The 12,709-nt window shown below is 61.5% G+C and carries 10 protein-coding genes; 7 read left to right on the top strand and 3 right to left on the bottom strand.

The features are described from left to right. Positions 1-92: 92 nt before the first annotated feature. From sapA to ACSJLU_RS12995, 6 genes are all read left to right on the top strand, one after another. Positions 93-1,742 carry an ABC transporter substrate-binding protein SapA gene (gene sapA / locus ACSJLU_RS12970; RefSeq protein WP_025303005.1) on the top strand — a complete coding sequence of 550 codons (1,650 nt, stop codon included), beginning with the start codon at positions 93-95 and terminating at the stop codon, positions 1,740-1,742. Then, entirely contained in the window at positions 1,739-2,704 is a 966-nt protein-coding gene (sapB, locus tag ACSJLU_RS12975) for a putrescine export ABC transporter permease SapB (protein ID WP_004930575.1), read from the top strand. Before sapA ends, sapB begins: the two co-directional genes overlap by 4 nt. Beyond that, entirely contained in the window at positions 2,691-3,581 is an 891-nt protein-coding gene (gene sapC / locus ACSJLU_RS12980; RefSeq protein ID WP_004930580.1) for a putrescine export ABC transporter permease SapC, read from the top strand. The genes sapB and sapC overlap by 14 nt, the downstream gene beginning before the upstream one ends. Next, complete coding sequence (sapD, locus tag ACSJLU_RS12985; protein ID WP_019452674.1) at positions 3,581-4,573, top strand: putrescine export ABC transporter ATP-binding protein SapD; 993 nt, start codon at positions 3,581-3,583, stop codon at positions 4,571-4,573. Before sapC ends, sapD begins: the two co-directional genes overlap by 1 nt. A gap of 1 nt (position 4,574) precedes the next feature. After that, positions 4,575-5,387, top strand: coding sequence for a putrescine export ABC transporter ATP-binding protein SapF (sapF, locus tag ACSJLU_RS12990; RefSeq protein WP_016927550.1), 813 nt, complete (start codon positions 4,575-4,577; stop codon positions 5,385-5,387). A gap of 424 nt (positions 5,388-5,811) precedes the next feature. Continuing rightward, entirely contained in the window at positions 5,812-6,996 is a 1,185-nt protein-coding gene (locus ACSJLU_RS12995) for a CMD domain-containing protein (RefSeq protein ID WP_439040997.1), read from the top strand. 43 nt (positions 6,997-7,039) lie between these two features. Here ACSJLU_RS12995 and ACSJLU_RS13000 read toward each other — a convergent pair whose 3' ends face one another. Together ACSJLU_RS13000 and dacD are read right to left on the bottom strand one after the other, a co-directional pair. Then, a complete protein-coding gene (locus ACSJLU_RS13000; RefSeq protein WP_380825143.1) occupies positions 7,040-7,945 on the bottom strand; it encodes a LysR family transcriptional regulator in 906 nt (301 codons plus the stop codon). Positions 7,946-8,009: 64 nt separating this feature from the next. After that, positions 8,010-9,179, bottom strand: coding sequence for a serine-type D-Ala-D-Ala carboxypeptidase DacD (dacD, locus tag ACSJLU_RS13005; protein WP_380825141.1), 1,170 nt, complete (start codon positions 9,177-9,179; stop codon positions 8,010-8,012). 282 nt (positions 9,180-9,461) lie between these two features. On the opposite strand from dacD, the gene ACSJLU_RS13010 reads away from it, so the two are divergent. Next, positions 9,462-11,768 carry an FdhF/YdeP family oxidoreductase gene (locus ACSJLU_RS13010; RefSeq protein WP_142590325.1) on the top strand — a complete coding sequence of 769 codons (2,307 nt, stop codon included), beginning with the start codon at positions 9,462-9,464 and terminating at the stop codon, positions 11,766-11,768. A 15-nt stretch (positions 11,769-11,783) separates the two neighbouring features. Here ACSJLU_RS13010 and ACSJLU_RS13015 read toward each other — a convergent pair whose 3' ends face one another. Continuing rightward, positions 11,784-12,638, bottom strand: coding sequence for a LysR family transcriptional regulator (locus ACSJLU_RS13015; RefSeq protein ID WP_049205484.1), 855 nt, complete (start codon positions 12,636-12,638; stop codon positions 11,784-11,786). Positions 12,639-12,709 lie beyond the last annotated feature (71 nt).

Here is a 12,709-nt window from a genome sequence, read left to right on the forward strand (position 1 = left end):
TCGCAGAAAACTCAGCGATTTTGTTCAATGGATTGGGCTGCTGGTCAGAGTACGATACACTAACGCTATTGCTGATTAACCCATGAGCCTCTATGCGTGGTTTACCCTTTTGGATACTGTCGTTGTGCCTGACGGGCTCTGCCCTGGCCGCGACAACACCGCCCGTGCCCAGCGCGGCGCCGCTGCCGGACATTCGCCAGAGCGGCTTTGTTTATTGCGTCAGCGGCATACTGAATACCTTCAACCCGCAAATGGCCAGCAGCGGCCTGACGGTGGATACCCTGGCCGCCCAGCTGTACGATCGCCTGCTGGACGTCGACCCGTACACCTACCGGCTGATCCCCGAACTGGCGCAAAGCTGGGAGGTGCTGGACAACGGCGCCACCTACCGCTTCCATCTGCGCAAGGACGTGCCGTTCCAGACCACCGCCTGGTTTACGCCCACCCGCAAGATGAACGCCGACGACGTGGTGTTCAGCTTCGCGCGCGTATTTGACCAAAAACACCCGTATCACGACGTCAACGGTGGCGAATACCCCTATTTCGACAGCCTGCAGTTCGGCGATTCGGTGCAGAGCGTGAGAAAGCTCGACGACTACACGGTGGAGATTCGCCTACAGTCACCGGACGCCTCGTTCCTGTGGCACCTGGCGACCCACTACGCGCCGGTGCTGTCCGCCGAATACGCCGACACGCTGACGCGCCAAGGCCATCAGGAGCTGATCGACCGCGAGCCGGTCGGCAGCGGCCCGTTCCTGCTCAACGAATACCGCTCGGGGCAATATATTCGCCTGGCACGCAACGCCGCCTACTGGAAAGGCCTGCCGCGCATGCCGCAGGTGGTGATCGATCTGGGCGCCGGCGGCACCGGCCGCCTCTCCAAGCTGCTGACCGGCGAGTGCGACGTACTGGCTTATCCGGCGGCCAGCCAGCTGTCGATCCTGCGCGACGATCCGCGCCTGCGCCTGACGCTGCGCCCTGGGATGAACATCGCTTATCTGGCGTTCAACACCCGCAAACCGCCGCTCGACAACCTCAATGTGCGCCAGGCGATTTCGCTGGCGATCAACAACCAACGATTGATGCAGTCGATCTATTACGGCACGGCGGAAACCGCCGCCTCAATCTTGCCGCGCGCCTCCTGGGCCTATGACAACGACGCGCACGTCACCGAGTACGATCCGGCCAAATCGCGCGAGATGCTGCGGCAGGCCGGCGTCGGCCAGCTGAACCTGAAGCTGTGGGTGCCGACCGCCTCGCAGTCTTACAACCCGAGCCCGCTGAAAACCGCCGAGCTGATCCAGGCCGATCTCGGCCAGGTGGGCATCAACGTCACCATCGTGCCGGTAGAAGGCCGTTTCCAAGAGGCGCGCCTGATGGAAATGAACCACGATCTGACCCTGACCGGCTGGGCCACCGACAGCAACGACCCGGACAGCTTCTTCCGGCCGCTGCTGAGCTGCGCGGCAATCCGTTCGCAAACCAACTATGCTCACTGGTGTGACCCAGGCTTCGACGAGGTGCTGCAGAACGCGCTGTTGTCGCAGCAGCTGTCTCAGCGCATCGACAACTACCGCAAGGCGCAGAAAATCCTCGAGCAGCAACTGCCGGTGCTGCCGCTGGCCTCTTCTTTGCGTCTGCAGGCCTACCGCTACGACATCAAGGGATTGGTGCTGAGCCCGTTCGGCAACGCCTCGTTCGCCGGGGTGTACCGTGAATCCGCGCCGGAGGTGAACAAGTGATTATCTTTACCCTGCGCCGCATTCTGCTGCTGCTGATCACGCTGTTCTTCCTGACGCTGGTCAGCTTCAGCCTGAGCTATTTCACGCCGCGCGCGCCGCTGAACGGCGCCGCCCTGCTGGACGCCTATCAGTTCTACTTCGTCAGCCTGCTGCACTGGGACTTCGGCGTCTCCAGCATCAACGGCCAGGCGATCAGCGAACAGCTGCGCGAAGTATTCCCGGCCACCATGGAACTGTGCCTGCTGGCGTTCGCCCTGGCGCTGTTTATCGGCATTCCGCTGGGCATCATCGCCGGCGTGCTGCGCGGCAAGTGGCAGGACACCGCCATCAGCACCTTCGCGCTGCTGGGCTTTTCAATGCCGGTGTTCTGGCTGGCGCTGCTGCTGATGCTGTTCTTCTCGCTGCATCTCGGCTGGCTGCCGGTTTCCGGCCGTTTCGATCTGCTGTATCAGGTAAAGCCTATCACCGGTTTCGCGCTGATCGACGCCTGGCTGTCGGACTCGCCATACCGCGCCGAGATGATCGGCAGCGCACTGCGTCACATGATCCTGCCGATCGCCGCGCTGGCGGTGGCGCCCACCACCGAAGTGGTGCGCCTGATGCGCATCAGCACCGACGATGTGCTGAGCCAAAACTACATCAAGGCCGCCGCTACCCGCGGCCTGTCGCGCTTCACCATCATTCGCCGCCACGTGTTGCACAATGCGCTGCCGCCAATTGTGCCCAAGCTGGGGCTGCAGTTCTCCACCATGCTCACGCTGGCAATGATCACCGAAGTGGTGTTCAGTTGGCCGGGCCTCGGCCGGTGGCTGATCAACGCCATTCGCCAGCAGGACTATGCGGCAATTTCCGCCGGCGTCATGGTGGTCGGCACGCTGGTGATCACCATTAACGTCCTGGCCGACATTCTGGGTGCGGCAACCAACCCGCTGAAACATAAGGAATGGTATGCCCTTCGATAACGTATACCGCGAGAAAAAGATGCCGAGCCCGCTGCGCTACACCTGGCGGATTTTCTATGGCGACGCGCTGGCGATGATCGGTTTTTACGGGGTGATCGCCCTGCTGCTACTGTCGCTGTTCGGCAGCCTGCTGGCGCCCTACGCGCTGGATCAGCAGTTCCTTGGTTATCAGCTGCTGCCGCCGTCGTGGTCGCGCTATGGCAACGTGTCGTTTTTCCTCGGCACCGACGATCTCGGGCGCGACATCCTCAGCCGCCTGTTGACCGGCACCGCCGCCACCTTCGGCTCCGCGCTGGCGGTGACGCTGGCCGCGGCGTTCTGCGGGGTGATCCTCGGCGTGTTCGCCGGCGTCACCCACGGGCTGCGCTCTGCGGTGCTCAACCACATCCTCGATACCCTGCTGTCGATTCCCTCGCTGCTGCTGGCGATCGTGGTGGTGGCGTTTATCGGCCCCAAACTTGAACACGCCATGCTGGCGGTGTGGCTCGCCTTGTTGCCGCGCATGGTGCGCACTATCTACAGCGCGGTGCACGACGAACTGGAGAAAGAGTACGTGGTGGCGGCCCGGCTTGACGGCGCTTCCACGCTGCAGATCTTGTGGTACGCGGTCATGCCGAACATCGCGGCGGTGTTGGTGACCGAGTTCACCCGCGCGCTGTCGATGGCCATTTTGGATATCGCCGCACTCGGCTTCCTCGATCTCGGCGCGCAGCTGCCTTCGCCGGAATGGGGAGCGATGCTCGGCGATTCGCTCGAGCTGGTGTACGTTGCGCCCTGGACGGTGATGCTGCCCGGCGCGGCCATCCTCGTCAGCGTGCTGCTGGTTAACCTGTTAGGCGACGGTATGCGCCGCGCAATCAATGCCGGGGTGGAATAATGCCGTTACTCGATATCCGCAATCTGACGATTGAATTTATGACCGCCGAAGGGCCGGTCAAGGCGGTCGATCGCGTCAGCATGACGCTGACCGAGGGCGAGGTGCGCGGCCTGGTGGGTGAATCGGGCTCCGGCAAGAGCCTGATCGCCAAGGCCATCTGCGGCGTGACCAAAGACAACTGGCGCGTCACCGCCGATCGCTTTCGCTTCGACGACATCGACCTGCTGCAGCTAAGCCCGCGCGAGCGGCGCAGGCTGGTGGGCCACAACGTCTCGATGATCTTCCAGGAGCCGCAGTCCTGTCTCGATCCTTCCGAAAGCATCGGCCGCCAGCTGGCGCAGGCCATCCCAGGCTGGACCTACAAGGGCCGCTGGTGGCAACGCTTCAACTGGCGCAAACGCCGCGCCATCGAACTGCTGCACCGCGTCGGCATCAAGGATCACGACGACATCATGGGCAGCTTCCCGTACGAGCTGACCGAGGGCGAGTGCCAGAAAGTGATGATCGCCATCGCGCTGGCCAACCAGCCGCGCCTGCTGATCGCCGATGAGCCGACCAATGCCATGGAGCCGACCACTCAGGCGCAGATTTTCCGCCTGTTGGCGCGCCTCAACCAGAACAACAATACCACCATTCTGCTGATCAGCCACGACCTGCAGATGATGAGCAAGTGGGCCGACCGGGTGAACGTCTTGTACTGCGGGCAAACGGTGGAGAGCGCCCAGTGCGAAGAGCTGCTGGCGGCGCCGCACCACCCTTATACCCAGGCGCTGATCCGCGCCATGCCGGACTTCGGCCGCTCGCTGCCGCACAAAAGCCGGTTGAACACGCTACCGGGCGCCATTCCTTCGCTGGAACACCTGCCGATCGGCTGCCGCCTGGGGCCGCGCTGCCCTTACGCGCAGAAGAAGTGCATCGAAACGCCGCGCCTGCGCCCGGTCAAAAACCACTTCTTCGCCTGCCACTTCCCGCTGAACATGGAGGAGCAATAACATGGAAACGCTGTTGGAAGTGCGCAACCTGAGCAAAACCTACCGCTACCGCACCGGGCTGTTCCGCCGTCAGCACGTCGAGGCGGTGAAGTCCGTCAGCTTTACCCTGCGTGAAGGTCAGACGCTGGCGGTGATCGGTGAGAACGGCTCTGGCAAATCCACGCTGGCGAAAATGCTCTCCGGCATGGTGGAACCGACCGCCGGCGAACTGCTGATCGACGATCATCCGCTGGCGTTCGGTGATTATCGCTACCGCAGCCAGCGCATTCGTATGATTTTTCAGGATCCGAGCACCTCGCTCAACCCGCGTCAGCGCATCGGCCAGCTGCTGGATGCGCCGCTGCGGTTGAACACCGATCTGGAACCCGCCGAGCGCGAGCAGCGTATCAACCAGACGCTGCGCCAGGTCGGCATGCTGCCGGATCACGCTTACTACTATCCGCACATGCTGGCTTCCGGGCAAAAACAGCGCGTCGCGCTGGCCCGTGCGCTGATCCTGCAGCCGAAGGTGATCGTCGCCGATGAGGCGCTGGCCTCGCTGGACATGTCGATGCGCTCGCAAATCATCAACCTGATGCTGGAACTGCAGGAAAAACACGGCATTTCCTATATCTACGTCACCCAGCACCTCGGCATGATGAAGCATATCAGCGACCAGGTGCTGGTGATGCACGAAGGGGAAATCGTCGAACGCGGCAGCACCGCCGAGGTGTTGGCGGCGCCGCTGCACGAATTGACCAAGCGTCTTATCGCCAGCCACTTCGGCGAGGCGCTGACCGCCGACGCCTGGCGACGCGACGGCGGCCGTTTCTGAGCCCCGTCCTGGCCTGCAACAAACCCGCTGCGGCGGGTTTTTTATTGCTGCGCGCCTCGGTCGCTTAGCGAGAAAATGCACATACAAATTACATTCTTGTTATATATCCTTATATTTTATTCCTTTCAGTTATTGATTAGTCCGTAACATTATTTTATCTCGCCAGGGCGATCGGTGAGGATATCCCCTACGTTGAGCCTCTCATACGACAGGATATCGCACTGATGAACAGCCTTCGCCATCGCCGCCTCGCGCAGTTTCTGCTCACGCTGGCCACCGGTTTCTCTGTTTACGGCCACGCGCTGTACTGCGATGAGCTGCGCTAAATCCGCCTTTCGCCCCGCCTGCGGGCATGTTGCCTCTTTGTCCAACCACCGCTGCCGTACGCAGCGGTGGTTGTTGATCATGATTAAGGATTGACCCTATGGAACGACTCCATCGACAACATAATGCCCAGTGGTATCACGAAACCCAAAGCAGCGTGCGGGGCGATACGCCGTTGGAGCCGCAGGCGGCTACCCTGCGCGATCGTTTTCTGCTGGGGCTGGGTGCCTTCGCCGATGAAGCGTTAAACAGCGCGCTCGGCGCCCGCGCCGGGGTATTCAACGCCTCACTGGCCGGTTACCACGCCCTGTTTCCCGACCAGGTGTCGCTATCACGATACGTGACATTGTCACCCTACGATCGCCTCAGCACCGCACTGACCGTCGCTCAGGTGACCGGCGTGCAGTCCCTCTGTAGCCACTATGCCGCCCGCCTCGCCCCGCTGCACAGCCCGGACGCCTCCCGGGAAAGCAATATCCGGCTCGCCCAGATCACCCAATATGCCCGCCAGCTTGCCAGCCAACCCACGCTGATTTGCCGCAAGGCGCTGCAACAGCTTGTCGACGTCGGGCTGAGCCCTGCGGATATCGTCACCTTTTCGCAAATCATCGGTTTTGTCAGCTATCAGGCGCGTGTGGTAGCTGGCATCGCGGCGTTAGCCGGCCGACCGGCGGTAGTGGTGCCCGGCTTCCCGAATGTCGAAGACGCCGATGGCGTCGCTTTCAGTACCGAAGAATTGAGCTGGACTGCGCGGCTGTCGCCGATCGACACGGAAACCGCCGCCGCCGAACAGCTTGACGTGTTGGATCAGAGCCACCCGCAGGCGCGCGCCGAATCTTATTATCTGCTGTTAGCGCACGATGCCGCCGCACTGCGCGAACGCAACGGCGTGTTCAATGGCATCAATGCCGAAGGGTATGGGTTATCGAGCCGCCTGAAGGCGCTGGCGACACTGGTGGTCTCGCGCATCAACGGCAGCCGTTACTGCGCGGCCACGGTGGCGCATGAAATGCAGGATGACGGATTGGTACAGGCGCTGTTCACCGGGCTGCCTCAGGGATTGGCCTCTACCGAGGATACGGTCAAACGCGCGGTGATCCACACCGCCGCCGAGCTGACGCGCGCACCGGAGAAATTTACCCCGCAGAGCGTGCAGCCGTTGTTCAACAGCGGTCTGAATCAGGCGCAGGCGCTGGAAGTGATCCTCACCGCCGCACTCTACGCCTGGGAAAATCGCCTGCGCCAAACGTTGGGCGATGCAACATCTTCCATCACCGCCGACTGAATACCGCTATGCGGCCTTATTACCGGCCGCAATACGGCGCGTTTTAGACATTCTGCTGACGCAGCCACTCGCTGGCGGCATCGAAGAACTTTTGCGCCAACGGCGTAGCGCGCTCCGCCATATCGACGACCACCGCCGCATGACGCGGCATGGCGCCGATGGCCACCGGACGCCGCTGCAACGCCGGCATCAACGGCGATTGCAGCTGGCCGCGCGGGAACAGTCCGCAGCCCAAACCGACGAAAATACCTTCGAGCAGTTGGAAGATCGACGCGGTCTCAAGCCGCGGGTGCAGCGTCAACCCGGCGTCGCGAAAGTGTTGATCGAGATAGCGGCGGAAATAACGCGTCGGCTCGGCGAGACACAACGGCAAGGCGGCCACCGCCTCCAGCGGCAACGGCGTATCGCCCACCAGCTTCGGGAAATATTGCGGATGAAATACCAGCTCGACGCCGGTTTCCACCAGCGGTTGCGATTGGAAATGCAGCTCCTTCAAGGTCGACAGCTCGAAAAAGCCGATGCCGATGTCGACGGTGTGCGCCGTCAGCGCCTCCAGCAGCTGATCGGCGCTCAGCACCGCCAGCCGGTAATCGAGATGCGGGTAACGTTCGCTGACCGCCTTGAGCATTTCCGATACCGAGATACTGCACTGCGGCACCACGCCGAGGCGCAGCGTGCCGTGCAAACCGTGCTTGAGCGACTCCACTTCCAGCTTCAGCCCCTGATAAACCGAGACGATCTCACGCGCCCACGCCAACACCCGCTCGCCTTCGGCGGTAAAACCGCCGAAATGGTTGCCGCGGTTAATCAGCGAAACGCCCAGCTCTTTTTCCAGATTTTTCAATCGCATGGATAGCGTCGGCTGGCTGACGAAGCTGGCCTCCGCCGCCCGGCCGAAGTGGCGCTCTCGTTCCAGATTGCACAAATAAATCAGTTGTTTAATATCCATAGCGCAGCTCAATGATCGGCATTCGCACCAGTATACCACCGGGGGCCGCCGCCCGCCCGACGAGTCAGAGCCTCAGCTTCACGTAATCCACCAGGCGCGAGAACACGCCGCCCTGCGGTACCGCCTGCAGCGCCACCAGCGGCAGGGTTTTCACTACCTGGCCATTGTCGCTGATGCGGATCTCGCCGACGGTTTGCCCTTTACCAATCGGCGCTTCCAGCCGCGCGGTATTGATCACGTACTGCGCCTTCAGCTTGTCCGCTTCGTTTTTTGGCAGGCTGAGCGACTGCTCTTGCACGCTGCCGACCGGTAACTGGTGATTCTCGCCGTACCAGACTGGCTCTTCCCCCAGGCTCTGGCCGGCACTGAACAGGTGTACCGTGGTAAAGTCGCGCAGCCCCCAGCTCAGCAGCTTGCGCGCCTGTTCCTCGCGGCCTTTGGAACTTTTGCCGCCCATCACCACGGCAATCAGGCGGCGATCCCCTTCGGTGGCGGAGGCGATGATGTTGAAGCCGGCCGAGGCGGTGTGCCCGGTTTTCAACCCATCGACGTGCAGCGTCTTATCCCACAGCAGGCCGTTGCGGTTCTGCTGCGTGATACCGTTCCAGGTCAGCGATTTCTCGCTGTACATGTGGTATTCCGCCGGCTCACTCATGATGATGGCGCGCGCAATCACCGCCAGATCGCCGGCGGTGGTGAATTGCCCCGGCGCATCCAGCCCGTGTACCGTTTCGAAATGGGTGTTCTGCAGGCCCAGCTGCGCACTCTTCTCGTTCATCAGCTTGACGAAGTTGGCCTGGCTGCCCGCCACATAGTCCGCCATCGCCACGCAGGCGTCGTTGCCGGAATCGATGATGATACCGCGGCTGAGATCGCGAACCGTGACCCTGTCACCAGGCTTCAGGAACATCAACGAAGAGCCTTTGAACACCGGGTTGCCCTGCGCCCAGGCGTCTTTCCCCACGGTGACGACATCGTCGAGGCCAATCTTGTGCTGATCGAGCGCGTGGTCGATCACCAACCCGGTCATGAGTTTGGTCAAGCTGGCCGGGTTGCGCCGTTCGTCGGCATTGCCGGCCGCCAGTACCTGGCCGGTAGTGTAATCCATCAAAACGTAAGAGGCGGCGTCTATCGCCGGTGGGATTATGGTGGGAAAATGGGGCGTCGTTTCCGCCGCCTGCGCCGCTAAAGGCAGTAATATACCGCCGATCACCACTGATACTGAACGCTTCACGCTGTGTTCCTCAGGCCCGCAGGCTGAATAAAATGCCAATATAATCCGCGAGATAGACTGCATGAATTCACTTTCAGACGAAACCATTACTCTTTTGCAGCGGGTGTCTTTATGCAACCATTTGTTTAGGTCAGCGTCCGCCTGCGATAGATACGCTCTATGCCGCCATTGCCCCATTCGATTAGACGCCTGCCTGCCACGCCCCTAAACTTGTGACATAAATACGCAAGACGCATAAAAAAGCGTTTACTTTTTAGCTACAACCACCTGCGAAGTGTCACCATGAAATTCAAACCGTCAATCAAGCCTTATACCGGCCCAGCGGGCGGCTGGGGTTCGCTTGAAGCCACCACCCGCTTTGTCCTCGACAGTAAACAAACGCTAAAAAACATGCGCAACCTGATGCGCGTCAACAAGGCACGCGGCTTCGACTGCCCCGGTTGCGCCTGGGGCGACGACAACCACAGCACCTTCAGCTTCTGCGAAAACGGCGCCAAAGCGGTCAGTTGGGAAGCGACGCGCAGCGCCGTGGAGCCTGAGTTCTTCGCCGCCCACAGCGTCAGCACCCTGCAGCAGCAGAGCGACTATTTCCTCGAATACCAGGGTCGCCTCACCCATCCGATGCGCTACAACGCCGAAACCGACCACTATGAGCCTATCCATTGGCCGGACGCGCTGGCGCTGATCGCCAAGCACATCAACGGTATGGACAACCCGAACCAGATCGAGCTGTATACCTCGGGCCGCGCCAGCAACGAAGCGTCGTACCTTTATCAGCTGTTCGGCCGCATGCTCGGCACCAGCAATTTCCCCGACTGCTCCAACATGTGTCACGAAGCGAGCGGCGTCGGGCTGAAGCAGAGCATCGGCGTTGGCAAAGGCACCATACGCATCGATGACTTCGAAAAGGCCGACGCCATCTTCGTGTTCGGTCAAAACCCCGGCACCAACCACCCGCGCATGTTGCACAGCCTGAAAAACGCCGCCCGACGCGGCGCGCGTATCGTCAGTTTCAACACCCTGCGCGAACGTGGGCTGGAAAGGTTCGCCGATCCGCAGGATCCGGTACAGATGCTGACGCCAAAATCCTCGCCGATCAGCTCTTCCTATTACCAGCCAAATCTGGGCGGCGATATGGCAGCGGTGCGCGGCATGGTGAAAGCGCTGCTGGAAACTCACCGCCAGCGTATGGCCGCCGGTGAACCCGCCCTGTTCGACCTGGCATTTATCGAACAGCACAGCGTCGGCGTGGAGGCTTACCTGGCGCAGGTGGACGCGACCGAGTGGCAGACCATTACCGCGCAATCGGGCCTGAGCGAAGCGCAATTGCGCCAGGCGGCGGCCACCTACCAGGGTGCCGAACGGGTGATCTGCACCTGGGCGATGGGCGTGACTCAGCATAAACACTCTATTGCGACGGTGCGTGAAATCACCAACCTGCAGCTGCTGTTCGGGCAACTGGGCAAACCGGGCGCCGGTCTGTGCCCGGTGCGCGGCCACAGCAACGTCCAGGGTAACCGCACCATGGGGATTGATGAGAAGTCGCCGAAGGCACTGCTCGACAGCCTGGAACGCCACTTTAACTTCACCGCCAATCGCGCGATGGGGCACAACACGGTGGAAGCGATCGAAGCGATGCTGCGCGGCGAAGTGAAAGTGCTGATCGCGCTGGGCGGCAACCTGGCCGCCGCAGCGCCGGACACCGAACGCACCGCCCGCGCCCTGCGCAACTGCGATTTGACGGTGCATATCAGCACCAAGCTTAACCGCAGCCACCTGGTGACCGGCAAAGACGCGCTGATCCTGCCGACGCTCGGCCGCACCGAACTGGACATGCAGGCCAGCGGCTCGCAGTACATCACGGTCGAGGATTCATTCAGCATGGTTCACGCTTCGGAAGGCATCGGCAAACCGCTGGCGGATACTCAACGTTCAGAGACGGCGATCGTCTGCGGCATCGCCGACGCCGTGCTAGGTACGCAACAGCTGGACTGGCTGGAACTGGCCGACGACTATTCGCTGATCCGCGATCATATCGCCGCCACCATTTCCGGCTTCGAAGATTTCAACCGGCGCTGCGACCAGCCCGGCGGTTTCTACCTGGGCAATGCTGCCGCCGAACTGCGCTTCGCCACGCCGAGCGGCAAGGCGGAATTCAGCGCCGCCGCGCTGCCGACCACCCTGTTCCCGCAGCTGGGCGACGAGCAAGCGCCGTTTACCCTGCAGACGCTGCGCTCGCACGATCAGTACAACACCACCATCTATGGTCTGGATGACCGCTATCGCGGCGTTTACGGCCAGCGCGAAGTGTTGTTCATCCATCCGGAGGATCTGGCGGCACTGGGCCTACAGGATGGCGAACGGGTAGAGATAGAAACCCTGTGGAACGATGGCGTGGTGCGTAAAGTGGACGGGTTCAAGCTAGTGAGTTACGACATTCCGCGTGGCAACCTGGCGGCCTACTACCCGGAAACCAACCCGCTGGTGCCGCTGGCCAGCTTCGGCGACGGTACCGGCACCCCGACCTCGAAGTCGATCCCGGTGGTGATTCGCCGCAGCGAGCAGCAACCCTCGCTGCGTATTGCCTGAACATGCGCGCCCGGTTCACGCCGGGCGCGCCAATATTTCCAGGATAGTCTGCAACTCGTCGGACAGCTGATGCCGTCGCCAGACGAAGTACAGATCGCTCACGCCCTCCTCACCCATTTCCACCACCTTCAACCCTGGTGCCGGCAAGATCAGCGGCAGCAACGAACCGGGCACGCAGGCCACGCCGCAACCGGCCTGCACGCAGGCCGCCATCGCGGCATAAGACTCCATTTCCAGCGTCATGCGCGGTTTCAGCCCGCGCGAGGCCAGCCAGTGATCCACCTTCAGGCGAAACGAACATTCGCGGCTGAACGTGTAAAACTCCAGCGGCACCAGCGTGGCGGCGTCGGGTTCCCCGACATCGGCCGGCATCAGCAATACCAGCCGTTCATCGAATGCCTTTTGGCTGGCCAGTAACGGATGCTCAATCGGGCCGTCGGTGATCGCCAGGTCGAGATCGCTGTCGATCAGCATGCGTTCCAGCACCAGCGAGTCGCGGCTCAGTACGTTGATGTGCAGATGAGGCTGTAAACGGCGCAGCCTGGCAATACGCGCCGGTAAATGGCTGACCAGCGAGAAATCCAGCGCCCCGAGGTTCAGCAGCCCATGCTGATGCTCGCCAGCGAACAGCTGCTTGCTGCGCTCCGCCTGCGCCACGATGTCGCGCGCCTGCTGGTAGAACAGCCGCCCTTTGGGATTGACGTACAGCCGGTTCTTGTCGCGGAAAAACAGCTCGCCGCCCAGCGACTCCTCTAGTTCACGCAGCCGCAGCGTGACGTTGGAAGGCACGCAGTGCAGCTCGCGGGCGGCGGCGGCGATGGTTTTGTGTTCCACCACGGTGCAGAAAAACTTCAGCTGGCTCAGCTTCATCTATCATTCACTTTTAGTTAGTGTTTTAGTTAAAAACAATTACTTTAGATTAGCATCGATTTCACCTACAG

The organism is Serratia bockelmannii, from assembly GCF_051803255.1.
GTDB lineage: Bacteria > Pseudomonadota > Gammaproteobacteria > Enterobacterales > Enterobacteriaceae > Serratia > Serratia bockelmannii.